The sequence below is a fragment of the Clostridium sp. LS3 genome (genome assembly GCF_055330225.1).
The window spans coordinates 1,538,132-1,559,454 of sequence record NZ_CM143921.1 but is presented as its reverse complement, the minus strand read 5'-3'; the positions used below and the strand labels follow the sequence as shown (position 1 = coordinate 1,559,454).

General features: G+C 30.5%; 19 protein-coding genes. All 19 read right to left on the bottom strand.

What is annotated here, in order from left to right:
• Window positions 1-20 precede the first annotated feature (20 nt).
• The 19 genes from ACZJV1_RS07215 to frr all read right to left on the bottom strand — a co-directional run bounded on the left by ACZJV1_RS07215 (window position 21) and on the right by frr (window position 21,314).
• On the bottom strand, window positions 21-2,135 hold the full coding sequence (locus ACZJV1_RS07215) for a polyribonucleotide nucleotidyltransferase (protein WP_463651858.1): 2,115 nt from the start codon (window positions 2,133-2,135) through the stop codon (window positions 21-23).
• Between the two features lie 80 nt (window positions 2,136-2,215).
• The gene (rpsO, locus tag ACZJV1_RS07210) at window positions 2,216-2,479 is read right to left on the bottom strand and encodes a 30S ribosomal protein S15 (protein WP_411170547.1); all 264 of its coding nucleotides are present in this window, start codon (window positions 2,477-2,479) and stop codon (window positions 2,216-2,218) included.
• 129 nt (window positions 2,480-2,608) lie between these two features.
• Window positions 2,609-3,532 (bottom strand): bifunctional riboflavin kinase/FAD synthetase, encoded by a 924-nt coding sequence (locus ACZJV1_RS07205; RefSeq protein WP_463651857.1) that lies wholly within the window; start codon window positions 3,530-3,532, stop codon window positions 2,609-2,611.
• An 11-nt stretch (window positions 3,533-3,543) separates the two neighbouring features.
• Window positions 3,544-4,422, bottom strand: a complete 879-nt coding sequence (truB, locus tag ACZJV1_RS07200; protein ID WP_463651856.1) for a tRNA pseudouridine(55) synthase TruB — start codon at window positions 4,420-4,422, stop codon at window positions 3,544-3,546.
• On the bottom strand, window positions 4,422-5,399 hold the full coding sequence (locus ACZJV1_RS07195; RefSeq protein ID WP_463651855.1) for a DHH family phosphoesterase: 978 nt from the start codon (window positions 5,397-5,399) through the stop codon (window positions 4,422-4,424). The genes truB and ACZJV1_RS07195 overlap by 1 nt, the downstream gene beginning before the upstream one ends.
• Complete coding sequence (rbfA, locus tag ACZJV1_RS07190) at window positions 5,400-5,750, bottom strand: 30S ribosome-binding factor RbfA (RefSeq protein WP_411170543.1); 351 nt, start codon at window positions 5,748-5,750, stop codon at window positions 5,400-5,402. It abuts the gene before it with no gap.
• An 18-nt stretch (window positions 5,751-5,768) separates the two neighbouring features.
• Window positions 5,769-7,814 carry a translation initiation factor IF-2 gene (gene infB, locus ACZJV1_RS07185; RefSeq protein ID WP_463651854.1) on the bottom strand — a complete coding sequence of 682 codons (2,046 nt, stop codon included), beginning with the start codon at window positions 7,812-7,814 and terminating at the stop codon, window positions 5,769-5,771.
• Window positions 7,815-7,829: 15 nt separating this feature from the next.
• Window positions 7,830-8,144: a ribosomal L7Ae/L30e/S12e/Gadd45 family protein gene (locus ACZJV1_RS07180; RefSeq protein WP_411170541.1), complete on the bottom strand. Its 315-nt coding sequence runs from the start codon at window positions 8,142-8,144 to the stop codon at window positions 7,830-7,832.
• Window positions 8,137-8,403, bottom strand: coding sequence for an RNase P modulator RnpM (gene rnpM, locus ACZJV1_RS07175; RefSeq protein WP_463651853.1), 267 nt, complete (start codon window positions 8,401-8,403; stop codon window positions 8,137-8,139). Before rnpM ends, ACZJV1_RS07180 begins: the two co-directional genes overlap by 8 nt.
• A gap of 12 nt (window positions 8,404-8,415) precedes the next feature.
• Window positions 8,416-9,495: a transcription termination factor NusA gene (nusA, locus tag ACZJV1_RS07170; protein WP_411170539.1), complete on the bottom strand. Its 1,080-nt coding sequence runs from the start codon at window positions 9,493-9,495 to the stop codon at window positions 8,416-8,418.
• A gap of 16 nt (window positions 9,496-9,511) precedes the next feature.
• Window positions 9,512-9,973 carry a ribosome maturation factor RimP gene (rimP, locus tag ACZJV1_RS07165; RefSeq protein ID WP_460287779.1) on the bottom strand — a complete coding sequence of 154 codons (462 nt, stop codon included), beginning with the start codon at window positions 9,971-9,973 and terminating at the stop codon, window positions 9,512-9,514.
• Between the two features lie 260 nt (window positions 9,974-10,233).
• Window positions 10,234-14,562 carry a PolC-type DNA polymerase III gene (locus ACZJV1_RS07160; protein WP_463651852.1) on the bottom strand — a complete coding sequence of 1,443 codons (4,329 nt, stop codon included), beginning with the start codon at window positions 14,560-14,562 and terminating at the stop codon, window positions 10,234-10,236.
• Window positions 14,563-14,727: 165 nt separating this feature from the next.
• Window positions 14,728-15,777, bottom strand: coding sequence for a flavodoxin-dependent (E)-4-hydroxy-3-methylbut-2-enyl-diphosphate synthase (ispG, locus tag ACZJV1_RS07155; protein WP_463651851.1), 1,050 nt, complete (start codon window positions 15,775-15,777; stop codon window positions 14,728-14,730).
• Window positions 15,778-15,790: 13 nt separating this feature from the next.
• Window positions 15,791-16,810: an RIP metalloprotease RseP gene (gene rseP, locus ACZJV1_RS07150; protein ID WP_463651850.1), complete on the bottom strand. Its 1,020-nt coding sequence runs from the start codon at window positions 16,808-16,810 to the stop codon at window positions 15,791-15,793.
• Window positions 16,811-16,821: 11 nt separating this feature from the next.
• Window positions 16,822-17,982, bottom strand: a complete 1,161-nt coding sequence (dxr, locus tag ACZJV1_RS07145) for a 1-deoxy-D-xylulose-5-phosphate reductoisomerase (RefSeq protein ID WP_463651849.1) — start codon at window positions 17,980-17,982, stop codon at window positions 16,822-16,824.
• A 22-nt stretch (window positions 17,983-18,004) separates the two neighbouring features.
• Window positions 18,005-18,961, bottom strand: coding sequence for an AI-2E family transporter (locus ACZJV1_RS07140; protein WP_463651848.1), 957 nt, complete (start codon window positions 18,959-18,961; stop codon window positions 18,005-18,007).
• A 164-nt stretch (window positions 18,962-19,125) separates the two neighbouring features.
• Window positions 19,126-19,920, bottom strand: coding sequence for a phosphatidate cytidylyltransferase (locus ACZJV1_RS07135; protein ID WP_463651847.1), 795 nt, complete (start codon window positions 19,918-19,920; stop codon window positions 19,126-19,128).
• Window positions 19,921-19,936: 16 nt separating this feature from the next.
• Window positions 19,937-20,698 (bottom strand): isoprenyl transferase, encoded by a 762-nt coding sequence (locus ACZJV1_RS07130; protein ID WP_460287790.1) that lies wholly within the window; start codon window positions 20,696-20,698, stop codon window positions 19,937-19,939.
• Window positions 20,699-20,756: 58 nt separating this feature from the next.
• Complete coding sequence (frr, locus tag ACZJV1_RS07125) at window positions 20,757-21,314, bottom strand: ribosome recycling factor (protein WP_411170530.1); 558 nt, start codon at window positions 21,312-21,314, stop codon at window positions 20,757-20,759.
• Window positions 21,315-21,323 lie beyond the last annotated feature (9 nt).

The window sequence follows — 21,323 nt, the reverse complement described above, 5'->3', positions numbered from 1 at the left end:
GCCCTTTACTAACTTTTTTTCTATTCGCTTTTTTCTGTTTCACCTTCTGAATCATCAGTTAATGCATCTTTTCTTGAAAGATTAATTCTTCCTTGATTATCTATTTCAGTTACCTTAACTAATATTTCATCTCCCACAGATACAACATCTTCAACCTTATTTACTCTTGCCTTATCTAATTTTGATATATGGCATAATCCTTCTTTATTTGGAAGAATTTCAACGAAGGCTCCAAATGCAGCTATTTTTGTTACTTTTCCTAAGTAAACTTCTCCAGCTTTAACTTCTTTAGTTAAGCCTTCTATAATAGCTATTGCTTTATTTACGCCATCATGATCTGCTGAAGATACAAATACTGTACCATCTTCTTTAATATCAATTTTAACTCCAGTTTCATCGATAATCTTGTTTATAACTTTTCCACCTGCACCTATAACATCTCTTATCTTTTCTGGATCAATACTTATTATTAAAGTTTTAGGAGCATATGTTGAAACTTCTTTTCTTGATTGTGGAATACATTCACTTATTTTATCTAATATATGAAGTCTAGCTTTTCTAGCTCCCATTATAGCATCTTCTATAACTTTAAAGCTTAAACCTTTTATTTTAGTATCAACTTGTATTGAAGTAATACCCTCTGTAGTTCCTGCAACCTTAAAGTCCATATCAGCAAAGAAGTCTTCTATTCCTTGAATATCTGTTAAAACTTCTTCTTTTGAAAGGTCTTCTGAAGTTATAAGTCCCATTGCTATACCAGCAGCTGGTCTCTTAAGAGGTACACCTGCATCTAAAAGAGCTAACGTACTACCACAAACTGAAGCTTGTGATGTAGAACCATTAGAGCTTAATACTTCTGATACTAATCTAATAGTGTATGGAAATTCTTCTTCTGAAGGTATTAATGGCTCTAAAGCTCTTTCTGCTAAAGCTCCATGTCCTATTTCTCTTCTTCCCGGTCCTCTAAGTGGTCTTACTTCACCCACTGAATAGGCTGGGAAGTTATAATGATGCATGTATCTCTTAGATTCTTCTTCACCTATCCCGTCAATTATTTGAATATCACCTACAGCTCCCAATGTAGCAACTGTCATTACTTGAGTTAATCCTCTTGTAAATAATCCTGTACCATGAGTTCTTGGAAGAATTCCAACCTCACAAGAAATTGGTCTAACCTGATCAAAGGCTCTTTCATCTGGTCTTCTGTGATGATTTAAAAGCATATCTCTTACAACTTCTTTTTGTAAGTTATAGATTATTTCTTTTACATCAGCTAGGTTTTCTGGATACTTTTCTTCAAATTCTGCATAAACCTTTTCATTTACTTCGTCCATTGCAGCATTTCTTTCATCTTTATCCTTTATCCACATAGCTTCTTTAATCATTTCACTAGCATATTCTTTAATAGCATTTTCTAATTCTTCACTTGGCTTATATAGTTCTGGAACCATTTTTTCTTTTCCAAATCTACTCATAGCTTCTTCTTGGAATTTGATTATATCTTGACAACTATCAAATCCAAATTTAATTGCACTAATCATAACATCTTCTGGAATTTCTTGACCGCCAGCTTCAATCATCATAACTCTTTCACTAGTTGCGCAAACAGTTAATTGAAGTTCACTTTCTTCTCTTTCTTTAGATGTTGGGTTTAAAATGAAGTTTCCATCGATTAGACCTACTTGCACAGCTGCAACAGGTGTTGTAAAAGGAATGCTTGATAAACATAATGATAATGACGCTGCATTAATTGCTAGAATTTCTGGTAGGTTATCCTTTTCAACTGATACTACTGTGCAAACAACTTGCACATCATTTCTATATCCCTTTGGAAATAATGGTCTTAAAGGTCTATCAACTGCTCTTCCAAATAATATAGCATTTTCTGAAGGTCTACCTTCCCTCTTAATAAATCCACCTGGAATTTTTCCTACTGAGTATAATCTTTCTTCGTATTCTACGCTTAATGGAAAGAAATCTATACCCTCTCTTGGTTTTTCTGAAGCATTTACATTAGTTAAAATAACTGTGTCTCCATAGCTAATAAATGATGCTATATTTGATAACATCCCAACTTTTCCAAATTCTAATTTAAGCTCTCTACCAGCTATAGTTGTTTTCATTACATTGTTCATTTTGTAACCTCCCTTCGGGCTTATCTCTTATCATTTAAATTTGTTAAAATAATAGAGCGGCTTAAAAACCGCTCTAAAGACTATCTTCTTAAGCCTAATTTTTTGATTATAGCTCTGTATCTTTCGATATCTTGAGCAGCTAAGTAATTTAAAAGACCTCTTCTTTGTCCAACCATCATTAAAAGACCTCTTCTTGAGTGGTGGTCTTTCTTGTGCATCTTTAAATGACCAGTTAAAGAATTAATTCTTTCTGTTAATAAAGCGATTTGCACTTCTGGTGAACCAGTATCTCCTTCATGTCTTCCGTGTTCTTTAATTATTTCTTGCTTTCTTATTGCGTCCATTGTTCGCACCTCCGTAAAATTATCCCCTATATCCAGGAAATGAGCTAGCACCCTCATATCTTAGAATTAGGTTCTTCTTTGCTATTATAACAAATCATATACATATTGTAAATTATAAATTTATATAAATTATATTACTATATCCTTATCTTTTGCAAATTTTTCATCTTTTTTTATTTGTGCAACAAGTTCTTCTAAAGAGTTAAACTTTATTTCACCTCTTATTCTTTCTATAAAATAAATTTTAATCTCCACACCATAGATTTCTTCATTAAAATTTAATATAAAAGTTTCTATAGTTAATTGTTGCCCATTTACTGTAGGATTATTCCCCACAGATGTAATTCCTCTGTAAATTTTATTTTTATATTCTACATTGGTATAATAAACTCCTTTTTGGGGAATTATCATTTTCTCATTAAACTCTAAATTTGCAGTTGGAAATCCTATAGTTCTTCCAAGTTTTTTACCATGAATAACTTTACCTTTAATTAAATATGGCTTAGACAACATCTTAGAAGCTTCTTCTACATTTCCTTCTAAAATAGCTTTTCTTATTCTTGTACTACTTATTACATCATCTTTATACGTATATGGTTCCATTATATACAATTCGTATCCATATTTTGCTTGAAGACTCTCTAACAACTTTACTTCACCTAGATTTTTATATCCAAACTTAAAGTTAAAGCCAACTACAATTCCTTTTACATTATAGTCTAAACAAAGCAATTTTATAAAATTCTCTGCCGACATTGACATAAACTCTTTAGTAAAGCTTCTAAGGACTACTATATCTACATTTTCTTCTTCTAAATACTTAAGTTTTGTTTCTAAATCCATAATTAATTCAGGTGCATTTTCTGGATTTACTAATGTTTTAGGGTGATTCTTATATGTAAACACCATGCTTTTCCCATTTTTTTCTTTAGCTACTTCTACAGTCTTTTTTACGAGAGATAGGTGTCCACAATGAAGTCCATCAAAGCTTCCCAACGCAACATAGTTACCTTTTTCCTTCTTATCCATAATAATATCATCTATTACTATCATATCCTGCTCCCCTAATTAATTAATAATTTTTCTATTTTAAAGCCCTGATGATCGCTTTTTCCAAGTCCAATAAAATTTCCACTTTCATCATAAACTCTATATAGTTTTCCTAATTGAACATTATCTTTAGTAAATCTCTTATCAAAAACTTTAACGCCATTAATTAAAAGCTTTGAAAATCTATTTAAAACTATTAATTTCTTATAGGTATCTAATGCATCTTCTATACTTATAATATAATTCTCTATATTCTCTGAATTTATATTATCTATATTAATGGATTCTTCTTCAGTAAATTTGGATGTCTTGCTTCTTTTTAGCTTTGTCATTGTAGCTCCAACTCCCAAAGCCTCACCTATATCATAACAAAGACTCCTTATGTAGGTCCCTTTAGAACATGTTACCTTCATTTTAATATAGGGATTATTTATTTTAATATCTTCTATTTCATATATTTTAACAAGTCTACCTTCTCTTTCTACTTCTATGCCTTTTCTTGCTAGTTCATAAAGTCTTACCCCATTTTGCTTTATAGCAGAATACATAGGCGGTATTTGAGAATATTCACCTTTAAATAAATAAATAGACTTTAATATTTCTTCCTCTTCTATATTAGAAGGATCTTTTTCATCTATTATATCTCCCTCTAAATCATATGTAGTAGTTTTTATACCAAGCTTAAATTCTACTTCATATACTTTATCTGAATTCATTATATAATCTATAATTTTAGTTCCTTTTCCTATACATACCGGTAAAACTCCACATGCTTCTGGATCTAATGTTCCAGTATGTCCTACTTTACCAGTAGATGCAGCTTTTTTTACAATTCTAACTACATCAAAAGAAGTCATACCAGTATTCTTAAAAATATTAATTACACCGTCCATTACAACAACTCTTTCTCTATTTCTTCTAGAATTTTATCCTTAGCCTCTTCTAATTTTATCCCCTTTAGAGTTATCCCTGCTGCTTTTACATGGCCTCCGCCACCTAATTTTTCTGCAATATTTCTAACATCAAAATTATTCTTTGATCTTAAACTTGCTTTAGAACCATTTTCTATTTCTTTAATTAATACGGCAACTTCAACACCTTTTATTTGTAATCCAAAAGAAATTATATCTGATGTATCTCCTATTTCTACTCCTAACTCTTCCCCATAAGAAATAGGAATTTTAATAAGAGCCACTCTTCTTTCAAACAATAATTCCATATTATTTAGAGCTTTACCTATTAATCTAATCTTCTCAAAACTTTTATTATCAAAAAGATTTTGATGTATGTTTGTATTATTTACACCTATGTTTTTTAATCTTGCTGCAATAGTATGAGTTCTAAAGGTTACATTTGAATGTCTAAAAGCACCTGTATCCGTAACTAATGATGTGTAAAGGCATGTTCCTATTTCCCTTATGTCATCCTTTTCCTCATTAAAATTTAAGCCTAATATTTCTAATAATTCAAATACTATTTCTGCTGTTGCTGCTGCCTCTGTATCTACATAATTTAAATCTCCATACTTATCATTTGAAATATGGTGATCCACATTTAATATACTTCCTTTAAAATTATCTAAGTTTGCAGATATTCTTTCGTAATTTCCACAATCTAGAACTATAACTATAGGAGTGTCTTCAGTTGGAGATGTTAAATTTCCTGTAGCTTCATTTGCAGCAGAAAGAAATTGAAGATTTTCTGATATTATATCCTTTGAAATTAAATAAGCGTCCTTTTTTATACTTCTAAGTCCATTTAATAGTGCAAGTGCACTACCTACCGCATCACCATCTGGTGATACATGGTAGGTAATGCCTATTTTTTTACTATTTAAAATTGCTTTACTTACTTCTTGTAAAGTAGCCATCTATTTTTCTCTAGCCTTTTCTATAAGCTCTTCTATCTTCATACTATAGCTTATAGAGTCATCAAGTTCAAATAGAATTTGAGGAGTATTTCTCAAATTTATTCTTTGACCTATTTCTTTTCTTATATATCCGCTTGCACTTTTTAATGCTGCAAAGGTTTCATTCTTTTCTTCTTCATTATTTCCAAATATACTTACAAATACCTTTGCATATCTTAAATCCTTTGTTACTTTAACTGCTGTAATTGAAACCATAGCCGTCATTCTAGGATCCTTGATTTCATCTCTTATTATAACGCTTATTTCTCTTTTAACTTCTTCGTTTATTCTTCCGCCTCTGTAATTAGCCATTTAAAATCACCTCTTTATTTAAAGCTGTTTTCTTTCAATTGCTTGCATACTAAATGACTCTATTACGTCACCTTCTTTAAGATCATTGAATTTTTCTACGCTTAAACCACATTCATATCCTGTGTTTACTTCCTTAGCATCGTCTTTGAATCTCTTAAGTGAAGCTAAAGTAGATTCAAATATTACTATTCCATCCCTTATTACTCTTACTTCTGAGTTTCTTAACATTTTACCATCTGTAACGTAACATCCTGCAATTGTTCCTACATTAGAAATTTTATAAACTACTCTTACTTCTGATTTACCATTTACAACTTCTTTGTATTCTGGATCAAGCATTCCTATCATTGCTGATTTAACATCTTCTATTGCATCATATATTATTCTATATGTTTTAATTTCAACACCATCTCTATCAGCTATCACTGTTGCATTTGAATCTGGTCTTACGTTAAATCCTATAAGTAATGCATTTGATGCTGTTGCTAGTGTAACATCTGTTTCTGTTATAGCTCCAACACCACCGTGAATTACTCTTACCTTTACATCTTCTGTTGAAAGCTTTTCTAAAGATTGTTTTATAGCTTGAACTGAACCTTGTACGTCAGCCTTAACTATTATTCCAAGCTCTTTAACAGTTCCTTCTTGAATTTGATTATATAAATCTTCAAGAGAAACTCTATTAGCTGAATGGAAGCTTTCATCCTTAATTTTTTGTTTTCTAATTTCAGCCATATTTCTAGCTGTCTTTTCATCTTTAACAACAGTAAATCTATCTCCTGCTGCTGGTACTTCTGAAAGTCCTAGTATTTCTACTGGTATAGAAGGTCCAGCTGATTTAATACTCTTTCCTTTATCATCAAACATAGCTCTAATTCTACCATATGTAGAACCAACTAATATTGAGTCTCCTACATGTAATGTACCATTTTGAACAAGAAGTGTTGCAACTGGTCCTCTACCCTTATCAAGCTGAGCTTCTATAACAGTTCCCTTAGCCTTTCTCTTTGGATCAGCTTTAAATTCTGCCATTTCAGCAGTTAATAGAACCATTTCTAATAACTGTTCTAAGTTATCACCTGTTTTTGCTGATACAGGAACACAAATAGTGTCTCCACCCCAGTCCTCAGCTACTAATTCATATTCTGTTAATTCTTGTTTAACTCTATCTATATTAGCTCCTGGTCTATCTATCTTGTTTATAGCAACTATCATAGGAACTCCAGCTGCTTTACAGTGATTTATAGCTTCTTTTGTTTGAGGCATTATTCCATCATCAGCTGCAACAACTAATATAACTACATCTGTAATTTGAGCTCCTCTAGCTCTCATTGCTGTAAAAGCTTCATGTCCTGGAGTATCCAAGAATGTTAGCCTTTCTCCATTTAAGTTAACAGTATAAGCTCCTATATGTTGAGTTATACCACCTGCTTCATTAGATGTAACATTTGCTTTTCTAATAGCATCTAATAATGAAGTCTTACCATGGTCAACGTGTCCCATAACTGTAACTATCGGTGGTCTCTTCACTAAATTTTCTTCAACCACATCTTCTTCTTCTTCAACTATTTCTAACTCTTCTTTTTCTTCTTTTTTAACAACTAAACATTCGTATTTTTCACATACTTTTTCAGCAGTTTCAAAATCTATCTCTTGGTTTATTGCAGCCATAACACCTGTAAAAATAAGTGTTCTTATAACATCAGTAGTTGGTTTACCAAGTTTTTCTGAAAGTTCCTTTACAGTTATTGTTTCTCCGATTTCAACAACTCCTGATCCGCCTTCTCCAATTGAATCAACTTCTTCTACTTTCTTTTTCTTTCTCTTTTTAGCTTGATTATTAACTTCTTCAGCCAATATTTCTTCGTATTCATCAACTATAGTCTTATCTTCTGAAGATCCATTTTCTCCGATTAATTCTTTAATTAATTCTGCATCTTCATCCTCTATAACACTCATATGATTTTTAACATCTACGCTAAATTCATTCATTAATAATTCTATAAGCTCCTTTGAGCTTATTTGCAGTTCTTTTGCCAATTCATATACTCTGATTTTTGACAATAAAATCACCCCCGGTTAAATTTTAACTTTTTCCCCTTCGTAAAGGGTATAAAGTTTTTTAGCCATATTTTCATCTGTTACAGCTAATATTTTCACTTCTTCTCTTCCAATAGAAGCACCTAATTCTTCCTTAGAAAAGTCTTCTATAAATTGTATATTCTTCAATACACAATGATTTTTAAATTTCTTTTTTGTACTAATTGAAGCATCATTGGAGATTATGAATAAAAAAATAGCTTTTCTATTTCGTTGTTCATCGCACTTACTATACCCTTCAACTAAATTTCCTGATCTTTTAGCTAAACCTAGAAAATTAAAAAATTTATTCATGCTTAATTTCTTCCCTTAATCTATTATATATAACTTCATCTATTGCTATATCCAAGTTTCTTGAAAGCCTCTTTGCTTTAAAAGCTTTCTCTAAGCATTCTATATCTTTACAAATATATGCACCTCTACCTGATTTTTTTCCAGTCAAATCAACTGAAACTTCACCTTCTGGACTTTTCACAACTCTTATAAGCTCTTTTTTAGTTTTCATCTCCATACATCCAGTACACATTCTTAAAGGAACTTTCTTTACTTTCATAAAAATCCTCCCTTATTCTAATACTTCTGATTTTTCTGCTTTTAACGCTTCTGCTTGAGATTTACTCTTTATATCTATCTTCCAGTTAGTTAATTTTGCTGCAAGTCTAACATTTTGACCTTCTTTTCCTATAGCAAGTGATAATTGATTATCATCTACAACTACTTTTGCTGACTTTGATTCTTCATCAGCCACAACTTCTAAAACTTTTGCAGGGCTTAATGAAGCTGCTATAAACTCTTCTGGATTTTTACTCCACTTAATTATATCTATTTTTTCACCTTTAAGTTCATTTACTATATTTTGAACTCTAGTTCCTTTTGGTCCAACACAAGCACCCATTGGATCTACATTTTCATCATTTGAGTAAACTGCAATTTTGCTTCTTGAACCAGCCTCTCTTGATATGCTCTTTATTTCAACAACACCTTCATATATTTCAGGTACTTCTAACTCAAAAAGTCTCTTTACTAATCCTGGATGAGTTCTTGAAACTAAGATTTGTGCTCCTTTTGATCCATTTTTTACTTCTACTACATATAGTTTTATTCTTTCGTTGAATTTATATTCTTCTCCTGGAATTTGTTCGTTTGGTCCAATAGAACCTTCTATTCTTCCAAGGTTTACAAAAGTATTACCTTTGTCTTTTCTTAAAACAGTTCCAGTAATTATATCGTATTCTAGTTCTTTATATTCAGAATATACTATGTTTCTTTCAGCTTCTCTTATTCTTTGAGTTACCACACCCTTAGCAAGTTGTGCTGCGACTCTTCCAAAATTCTTTGGTGTAACTTCTAAATCAACTATATCATCAAGATCATATCTTGGGCTAACTTCCTTAGCTTCTTCTAAACTTATTTCAGTTACATCATCATATACGTCTTCAACTACTACTTTTTGAGCGTACACATGAATTTCCCCTGTTTCTCTATTTATGCTTACTTTTACATTTTGTGCTGAAGTAGTTGGACTAGCATAGTTCTTTTTATAAGCTGCAACTAAAGCATCCTCTATCGTAGTAAAAATTAAATCTTCGCTAATCCCCTTATCTTTAACAATTTCTTTAAGAGCACCTATAAACTCTTGGTTCATTTTAATATCCTCCTTGTTATATTTCCCCTTCTAAATTGGCTGATTTTATTTTATCTTTTGGAATTGTAACTAATTCATCAGATTCAACTGTTACTGATTCATCATTTACTTCCTTTAATATACCTTTTATATTTTTTATTCCATTTAATGATTTCGTGAATCTTAGCATTACTTCTTTTCCTATTTGTCTCTTAAAATGATCATCTGTAAATAATCCTCTATTTAAACCTGGTGATGATACTTCCAAGAAATAAGCTACAGGGATTGGATCCTTTTCATCCATAATATCACTGACTCTTCTTGATAGAGCTTCACAATCTGATAAAGTAATTCCACCACCGTCTTTATCAATATATATTCTTAAATAATATTCTCCATTTTCTTTTACATATTCAATGTGATAAATCTCATAATCTAATTCTTCTGCTACAGGTTTTACTAATTGATTAATTGTTTCTAATAATGCATCAACCTTCATATTAACCCTCCTTTTCTATATTCAGTTTTAAGACTTTAAATATTTACTAGCTAATCTATAAAAAAAGCAACTATTTGTAGTTGCAATTAAATAGAAAGAGCGGGCATTTATCATTCCCACTCCTAACTTCTAGCTATTAGTAAATTACTTCTTTTATTATCCTATCATAATTTCCTAATTAATACAAGGGGTAGTTGGATAAATTATTCAGCACCATGTATTTATTAGTTGCCCTATTTATAAGACTTTTATACTAAAAATTAGAATAATGATAACTGATTTGTTTCTGACATTCCTTCAAGACATCCATGATTACTTAAAGTCTCTATAACAGTCTTTGAAACTTTAGCTCTTATTCTTAAGTCTTCCTTTGATATAAATTCCCCTTGCTTCCTAGCTTCTACTATACTTTTTGCAGCATTTTCTCCAACCCCTTCAAGAGCTCTAATTGGAGGCCTTATTCCCTCTTTTTCTATTGTGAATTTAGTTGCTTCTGATATATATATATCTACTTTTAAGAAATTAAGTTTTCTTGCATAAAGCTCATAAGATAGTTCTAAAACTGTAATTAAACCTTTATCTTTTGCTGTTATTTTATTTCCTAATTCATAAAGCTCATCTAACTTAGCTTTTATTGCTCCAGGTCCCTTACAAATAAGATCAGCATCAAAGTCATCTGCTCTTACAGTAAAATATGTTGCGTAGTAAGCTTCTGGATAATAAACTTTAAAATAGGCAATTCTTACAGCCATCATAACGTAAGCAACTGCATGACCTTTAGGAAACATGTATTTTATTCTTTTACATGATTCTATATACCAATCAGGCACATTATTTTCCCTCATTGTCTTTTCAAAATCCTCTGTTAGTCCCTTACCTTTTCTTACACTTTCCATTATTGTAAAAGCCATTTTAGGTGGTACCCCAGCATACATTAAATAAACCATTATATCATCTCTTGTAGAAATACAATCTTTTAATGTAGTGTATCCTTCTTTTATAAAATACTGTGCATTATTAAGCCAAACATCTGTACCATGTGAAAGTCCAGATATTCTAACTAAATCTGCAAAACTTTTTGGCTGAGTGTCTACAAGCATTCCTCTAACGAATTTTGTACCAAACTCAGGTAAACCATAACTTCCAACTTCACATTCAAGTTCCTCCTTTGTTACACCAAGAGCTTCCGGAGATGTAAATAAGGATATAACCTTTTTATCATTTAATGGTATAGTTTTAGGATCTACTCCTGTTAAATCTTGAAGCATTCTAATCATAGTAGGATCGTCGTGCCCAAGTATATCAAGCTTAAGCAATCTACCTGAAATAGAGTGATAATCAAAATGTGTAGTTGTTACATCTGAAGTTGGATCGTCTGCTGGTCTTTGTATTGGCGTGAAATTGTAAATTTCATTATCACTCGGAACAACCATAATACCACCTGGATGCTGCCCTGTAGTTCTTTTTATTCCTGTACATCCAATAGTCAATCTTTCTATTTCAGCCATGGAAGCTCTTAATCCTATTTCATCTAAATACTTTCTAACATATCCATAAGCCGTTTTTTCAGCAACAGTGCCTATTGTTCCTGCTTTAAATACATACCCTTTACCAAAAAGAACTTCGGTGTACTTATGAATTTCTCCTTGGTTATCCCCTGAAAAATTAAGATCTATATCAGGTTCTTTATCACCTTCAAAACCTAGGAAGGTTTCAAATGGTATATCATGCCCCTCTTTTATATATGTAGTTCCACAATTTGGGCAATCCTTATCTTCTAAATCTGCTCCTGAGCTTACTGATCCATCTAAGAAGAATTCCGATTTTTTGCAATTTGGACAAACATAGTGAGGAGGTAACCCATTAACTTCTGTAATGTTTGACATTGTTGCAACAAATGATGATCCAACAGATCCTCTTGATCCAACCAAGTATCCATCTTCTAGAGATTTAGCAACTAGTTTTTGTGCAATTAAATAAAGTACAGCATATCCATTATTTATTATAGAGTTTAGCTCCTTATCTAACCTTTTTTGAACTACTTCTGGAAGAGGATTCCCATAGATAGAATGAACCTTCTTCATAGTCATTTCTCTTATTTCTTCATCTGCACCTTCTATTTTCGGTGGATATGTTTCATCAGGTATAGGTTTTAATACTTCTATAGAATCTGCAATTTCTCCAGGATTGGTTATTACTACTTCCCTTGAAGCTTCTCCTCCTAAATATGAAAATTCCTTTAACATTTCTTCTGTGGTTTTTAAATATAGCGGAGGCTGATTACTAGAATCAGAAAATCCTTGACCTGCCATTATTATTCTTCTAAAAACTTCATCTTGAGGGTCTAAAAAATGGACATCTCCTGTTGCTACAACAGGTTTGTTTAGTTCTCTACCTAAATTATATATTTTCATATTTAAAGCTCTAAGTTCATCTTCATCTTTTACATTCCCTTTATTTATAAGGAATTCATTATTTGTTATAGGCTGAATTTCTAAATAATCATAAAAATTCATAATATCTTTTAATTCTTCATCACTCTTACCATCTAAGACGGCTCTATACACTTCACCAGCTTCACAAGCTGACCCTATAAGAAGTCCATCTCTCATCTCCATAAGTTTACTTTTTCTTGTTCTAGGATGCTTTTGGAAATTATCTATATGAGCTTCTGATACAAGCTTATATAAGTTTTTCATTCCAACTTGAGTTTTAGCAAATATTATTACATGATGAGCTTTTTCTTTTTTAATATCCATCTTTTCAAGGAATTCTTTATTTAAATCATGCAAACTATTCATATTTAATTCTTCTATCATTTTTTTAATAGATATTAAGAAGATTTCTGCAGTAGCTTTTGCATCATCTACTGCTCTATGATGGTTTTCAAGAGACACGCCTAGATGTTTAGCTACTAAATTTAATTTAACTCTTTTTAATTCCGGATATAAAAACCTTGCAAGGGGTACTGTATCTACTATAGTAGAATTAAATTCTAAACCTAAGTCAGTACAATTTTTCTTTATAAATCCTGTATCAAAAGCAGAATTATGAGCAACTACTACTGAACCCTTTATAAATTCCATAAACTTTGGAAGAACTACTTCTATAGAATCTGCATCCTTAACCATTTCATCCGTTATTCCTGTAAGTTCTGTTATCTTATATGGAATTCTGCATTTTGGGTATATAAACTCACTAAAAGTATCTATTACTTCTCTTCCCTTTATTTTTACAGCACCTATTTCTATAATCTTATCATTTTTAGCTGAAAAACCTGTAGTTTCTATATCAAATACTACATAAGTATCATTAAAATCTTGGCCCTTTTCATTTAAAGCTATAGGTATTCCATCATTTACTAAGTATCCTTCTACTCCATATAAAACCTTGATTTTATTTTTCTTTGCTGCCATTTGTGCATCTGGAAAAGCTTGCACTACTCCATGGTCTGTAATTGCAATTGCTTTATGGCCCCATTTTGCTGCTCTCTCTATTATTTTACTTGCTGATGCAACTCCATCCATAGCACTCATAGTCGTATGGCAATGAAGCTCAACTCTTTTTTCTTCAGCTCCATCCATTCTTTCTATTTTACTCATCTTTAAGATATCTCTACCCATTATTACTACTTCTCTTGCATAGGTGTCATAAATAGCCTCTCCTCTTACTTTACAGTAAAGACCTTTTTTTACCTTCTCTAAAACTTCTTCTGTTTCTTGGGGCTTTAAGAAACACTTCACAGTTATAGAGCTTGTATAATCTGTTATAAAAAATGTTAATATAATTTTTCCAGTTTTCGTTTCTACTATATCTGTTTTAAATACTTCACCAATTACAGCAACTATTCCTGAGGTTTCATCTATATCTTTAATTGGAATAGCTTCTTGGCTTATACTTCTTCCTAAGATACTATTTTCACTTTTAGGCTCTCTTTTAAATTCTCTCTTTTCATAAGTTTTCTTAGGTTTATTAGCTGTCTTTTCCTCTTTCTGTTTATTTGAATCTTCAATTGAAATATTTCTTCCACTAAAAATTTCTTTTAAGACTTCTTTTTCCTGTTCAAGCTTCTGACTATAATTACTCTCTATTTCCAAATCAGAATCATATTCTAAAACTACCTTAGCTTTTATACCAAATATATTTTCTATATTAAGTGAAATTTGCTTAGGGATATCTTTAACATTTAAGTGTTCATTTATTTTCTCATATCCACTTTTTATAGTTATAGTATATTCCTTTATTGTCTTCACTCCTTTTATTAAAACAGCCTTAGATAAAGGAACTCTTTTCATAATATCTTCTATAACTTCAAGCCAATGCTTTTCTAATATCTCTTCAAGTGTTAAGGTGGATATATCTCTGTAAAATAACACTTTTATATCTATTTCAATTCCTAAAGTCTTTTTTATAGCTCTTTTCACATCTTCTTCTTCTTGGTTATTTAATCCATCTTTTCCTCGTAAGACCACTTTAAGAAGATTGCTTTTCCTTAAAAATTGAAACTTTACTATATTTATTTCTTTATCTTCTAATGATTCATTTTTATTTATTTCTCTTTTTATAAGTTGTAAAGCATCTTCGCCCAAATAAACACCACCTTTATAATTGACTATTAAGGCATCCTCTAATATTTTAATGTAAGTTTATTTACATAGTCCTAATTTAACGAAAGAATTGACAATGTCAAATAATCAATTTAGGCTAGATTTTCTAAACTTAATTAATCATTATTCATTGTCAATTATTTTTAATTACATATTTTCTATTTCTTTCATTAATTCATCTATTAAATTTTCTTCTTTTACTTTTTTAATAATTATGCCCTTTTTGAAGATTAAGCCTTCGCCTCTTCCACCCGCAATTCCAATATCAGCTTCTCTTGCTTCTCCTGGTCCATTAACTGCACATCCCATTACTGCAACCTTTATATTCTTATTTATACTCTCTAGCTTTTTCTCAACTTCTTGTGCTATCTTTATAAGGTTTATTTGAGTTCTTCCACAAGTTGGACAAGAAATAAATTGTAGTCCACTTTCTTTTAATTTTAAAGCCTTTAATATTTCTTTTGCTACTTTTATTTCTTCAATTGGATCACTTGTTAATGATACCCTTACAGTGTCCCCTATTCCTTCCGCTAGAAGAGTTCCAAGTCCTATACTTGATTTTATAGTTCCTCTAAAAGGAGTACCTGATTCTGTAACTCCTAAATGTAAAGGATAATTGCAAGATTCACTCATAAGTCTATAAGCTTCTATCATCATAACTACATCAGAAGATTTTATTGATACTACTATATCATAAAAGTCTAATTCTTCTAATATTTTTACATGTCTTAAAGCTGATTCAACTAATCCCTTAGCAGTAGGCTTCCCATCTCTCTCTAAAATATCTTTTTCTAAAGAGCCTGAATTTACACCTATTCTAATAGGGATACTTTTACTTTTTGCTGCTTCTGCAACTATTTTTACTTTCTCAGTGCTACCTATATTACCTGGATTAATTCTTAAGGCTGAAACCCCATTTTCAATAGCTGCTAAAGCTAATTTATAATCAAAATGTATATCTGCAACTACAGGTATTGGGGATTCAGCACATATTCCTTTTAAGGCCTCTGCTGCTTTCATATCAGGAACTGCACATCTAATTATGTCACATCCTGCTTTATATAAATCATTTATTTGATTTAATGTTGCTTCAACATCTCTTGTATCTGTATTTGTCATTGATTGTATTGAAACTGGAGCATCTCCTCCTACATAACAACTTCCAACTTTTACTTTTCTTGTTTCTTTTCTTTTCATTTTTCTTCCTCTCCTAAAATTGTATTGGGAATAATATGTCTTTTATCGTAACTAGTATCATAAGTCCAAAAAGTAACATTAATCCAACATAATTTACTGCCCCTACCAATTTATCTGGAACTTTTCTTCTTGTAATTAGCTCAATTAACAATATTACTGTCCATCCACCATCTAATGCTGGAAATGGCAACATATTAAACACTGCTAAGTTTATGCTTATGAATGCTACAAAATACATAAGATTCCATATTCCATTTTTTGCAGCTTGACTTGACATTCTAATTATAGATACAGGTCCCCCTACATCTGTTTTAAAATTTACCTTTCCCGTAATCATCATTTTAAGGCCCTTATAGGTTTGATTAACTACTGCTACTGTCTCCTTAAAACTTTGTTTAAAACTTTGCATAATACCTGGGTTTTCTACTGTTTCAAAGCCAAATCCTATTGCATATCTTTCCCTTCCATTTTCCTCTATAAGTCTAGGAGTAACTACTATATTTTTCTTTTCCCCATTTCTTTCTATTAAAAAGTTTATAGGTTTATCTTTAGCCATATTTATTCCTACAAATAAATCATCAGCAGAAAAAACCCTACTTCCATCAACCTTTAAAAATTTATCTCCCACTTCAAGCCCTGCTTCTAAGGCAGGTGAATTTTCAGTTACTGTTTTTACTTGTGGCAATCTGTATCCAAATTTATTTAAGAAAATTGTAAATATAATTATAGCAAATAAAAAGTTCATAACTGCTCCTGCTATAATTACGCTTATTCTTCTAAGAGGTGACTTCGAAGAAAAGCTTCTTTCATCTTGAACCTCTTCTTCTTCCCCCATCATTTTAACATATCCTCCTATAGGAAACAAACCTATTGAATATTTAGTTTCTTTTCCTTGAGTAGAAAATATTTTAGGACCCATTCCAATTGCAAACTCTTCAACTTTTATACCATTAACTTTAGCCATTATGAAATGACCAAGTTCATGGACTATTATAAGTAAACTAAACCCTAATAACGCATAAATTATATACAATATATTTCCTCCTAACTCCACCTAGCCTTTATATATTCTCTAACTTTATTATCTAACTCAATTACATTCTCTAAAGTTACTTCTTTAGATTTTTCTTCCTTGAAGTACTCTAAAACCTCCTCGATTATTTCTGCTATTTGTAAAAACTTAATTTTTTCTTCTAATAGTAAAGCTACAGCTTCTTCGTTAGCTCCATTTAATATACAAGGTGCTAACCCACCATCTTTTCCAACTTTATAAGCAAGTTTTAAACATTTAAATGTATCTATGTCAGGCTTTTCAAAAGTTAGTGTTCCAATTTCATAAAAATTAAGTCTTTTTGCTATAGCATGTTTTCTTTCTTTTTTATTTAAAGCATATTGAATTGGAAGTTTCATATCTGTTGAACCCAACTGAGCTATAACACTCGCATCATTATATTCAACCATTGAATGAATTATACTTTGTGGATGAACAACTACTTCTATATTTTCATACGGACAGTTAAATAAAAAATGAGCTTCTATAACTTCAAGTCCTTTATTCATAAGAGTTGCTGAATCTATAGATATTTTTTGTCCCATATTCCATTTAGGGTGCTTAAGAGCATCTTTGACAGTGACATTCTTTAGCTCTTCTATATTTTTTCCTCTAAAAGGTCCACCTGATGCTGTTAATATAACTTTACTTACATCTTCTTCATTATACCCATTTAATGATTGGAATATAGCGCTATGTTCTGAATCAACTGGTAAAATTTCCACTCCCATTTCCTTTGCTTTTTTCATAACTAGCTCACCAGCAACAACTAATGTTTCTTTATTGGCTAAAGCTATGTCTTTTTTTGCTTCTATCGCCTTTATAGTTGGTCTTAATCCTATCATTCCTACAACTGAAGTTACAACCATATCTATCTCTTCTAAAGATGCAATTTTTTCAAGACCTTCTATTCCTGAAAATACTTCTATGTTTAAATTATTTTCTAGACAATAGTTCTTAATTGACTTAGCGCTTTCTTCATCCATCATAGCTACGTATTTAGGATTAAATTCATTTATTATTTCTTTAATCTTTTCTACAGATGAATTAGCTGTTACGCCTATAAGCCTTATTTCATTATTTGAACTTCTTATTACCTCTAAAGTTTGAGTACCTATTGAGCCTGTAGCCCCTAAAATTGAAATGTTTTTCATTTTTACCTCCTAGCTTCAGTATTTAACTACTGTAAATCATATCTTTTGCAATTATACTATAAATTGGACCTGAAATAATACCAATAAATCCAAACATTTTTACCCCTATATAAATTGATACTATTACTATTAATGGATGAATCTCTAATTTACTACTTAGAAACTTTGCTTCTAAAATTTCTCTAGTGAATCTTTCTAATAAATATAGTGAAATTAATCCAAATACTAATAAGTACTTCTTCATTATAATATTGTATATTATAATTGGTATAAAAACAATTGTTGTACCAATAAAAGGAAGTATGTCTAAAACTGCACATACACTTCCTAAAAAAATACTATTATGTATTCCAAGCACCTTAAATCCTAATGTTATTATAACTGCACTTAATAATATCAATTTAACTTCTATCTTAAAAACTTCTTTTAAATTTTTAATTTTTTGTGAAAAACTAGCTATTATTTCTTTAGGAAATAAATTTTTTAATAAATTATAAATTTTATTTTTATCTACTAGTATAAAATAATCTATTATATTTGCTAAGAAATATGATACTAACCCATCTCCTGTAATTATAGCGCCCTGCATTATCATATTGCCATTAAAGACTCCACTTATAGTTTGAATCATCTTATTTAAATCAAAATTTAATAGTATCTTGATATTATTAATGAAAGTATCTACTTCTACCATATTATTTCTATAAAGCTTTTGAAAGAATCCTAATATGGCATTTCCAAAATAAAATATCACTATAAATATGGATATATTTACTATAATTAAGCTTAATATTGCAGATATTACTTTAGGTATATTTCCTTTTATAAAGAATTTATATAAAGGTTGTGTTATTAAAATCATCATTATTACTATACAAAAAGGCTGAAAGTAATTTTTTATTAATATAGTTATTAACACTACAATAATAAATGCACTAACTAAATTTATTATTTTACTATAAGTTTTATATAATTCCATAGCATTACTCCTTGTTATTTCATACTATGATTATATTAAGCTTTTTACTAATACATACCCTTTCACCCTTAATTTAGTATAATATAAAATAATTTTATACTTTCCTTAAAAATTAAAAAAGGTAGAGAATTAATCCATCTCTACCTTAATCTATTACTTTATAATTATATTCCTACTATAAAAGTTAGATAATAAAAAACTACTGCCGCATTAAATAATATAGAATCGCATCTATCTAATATTCCGCCATGTCCAGGAATTAGATTGCTATAGTCTTTAATTCCAACATATCTTTTTACTGATGATGCCACTAAATCTCCGAATTGTCCCATTATTCCACATAAAGCCCCTATTAAAAAGAAATGAATAATTGAAACTTGCTGTACATTAGCTCCAATTATTAAACCAAATATTCCACATCCAATTGTACTTCCTAAAAATCCACCTACTGATCCTGCTATTGTTTTCTTCGGACTAACTTCGGGACACAACTTTCTTTTTCCTAAGTATTTTCCCACATAATAAGCTGTAGTATCAGCAAGCACAGATCCTAGGAAAATTAACCATACCAAGTATTGTCCTCCAACCTTACTATTAACCATAGGTATAAAACTAAATAATATCCCTACATATAAAAATCCTAATAAAGTTATTGAAACATCTATAAATGTGTATTTTAAATTTACAACAGGCAGTATTAATAAGATTATTGTTGCTAACACTACAATATACATAATTTCTTCAAAGTTATTTTCTCTTAAATAAAAAACTGCTAAAAGTGCATAACCAATTATAGGAATAGGATTAAATTTCTTTTCCTTTAAAGCCTTATAAAATTCATATAACCCACCTACTGAAAGTACTATTGTAAAAGCCTTAAGCCAAATTCCACCTAGTAAAATAAACAGTATAAATGGTGCTATCATTGCCGCCCCTAAGTATCTACTATTCAACTTCATTTCTCCACCTCAACTACTATACTCCGCCATATCTTCTATCTCTATGTTGATAGTCATATATGGCTTTATGTAAGTGCTCTTCTTTAAAGTCTGGCCAACATACATTAGAATACCAAAATTCTGAATAAGCACATTGCCATAATAGAAAATTACTAATTCTTTGTTCTCCTGAAGGTCTTATTATCAAGTCAGGATCTGGTATATCATTGGTATATAAATGTTCTTCAAAAACTTCTTCTGTTATATCATCTACATTTATTTTCCCCTTCTTAACCTCTTCTGATACCATTTTAACAGCTCTTATTATTTCATCTCTTCCTCCATAATTAAAAGCTATATTTAAGATTACTCCCTTATTATCTTTAGTGATTCTAATTGCTTCATTAATTTCTTTTTGCGCATCAATAGGTAGCTTAGTAATATCTCCTAAAACTCTAATAACCACACCATTTTTATTTAACTCTTCTAACTCACTTCTTAAATATTCAACTAGTAATTTCATCAATGCTGAAACTTCATCATCAGGTCTTTTCCAATTCTCAGTTGAAAATGCATATAAAGTTAAGTATTTTATACCTAGTACATGTGATTCCTTTATAACTCTTCTTATAGTTTCTACACCAGCTTTATGCCCCATAGTTCTTGGAAGTTTTCTTTGTTTAGCCCATCTCCCGTTTCCATCCATGATTATAGCTATATGTTTAGGTATACTTTCATTATCTAAAACTATCTTTTCTTTACTTCTCTTGTTTTTACTAGTTTTAAAAATATCTAACATATTTTTATGTTCCCTCCACCACTTCTAATAAGGAAAAAAACCTGCTAAAGAGCAGGTTTTAAATTGACATAATCTCTTTTTCTTTTGCCACAATTATTACATCTATTTCCTTAACGAAGGAATCTATTATCTTTTGAACTTTTTCTTCTGAATTTTTAAGTTCATCTTCACTGATTTCTCCATCTTTCTTTAATGCTTTTATTTTATCATTAGCTTCTCTTCTTATAGATCTTAAAGCAACTTTTGCTTCTTCCCCTGTTTTCTTAACATTTTTAACAAGATTTTTTCTTGTTTCTTCTGTTAATTCAGGAATAACTAATCTAATTACACTACCGTCATTTGATGGGTTAATTCCTAAATCTGAAGTAAGTATAGCCTTCTCTATTTCTTTCATTAAACTCTTTTCCCATGGAGATATTACTAGTACTCTTGGTTCAGGAGCTGAAATATTAGCTACTTGACTTAATGGACATGGGCTACCATAGTAGTCAACTTGTATTCTATCAAGCATTGTTGGGTTAGCTCTACCCGCTCTCATAGTTGAAAGATCAGATTTTAACACAGATATAGTTTTTTTCATTTTTTCTTCTGCTTTTTGAATAATGTCCTTAATCATAAAAACCTC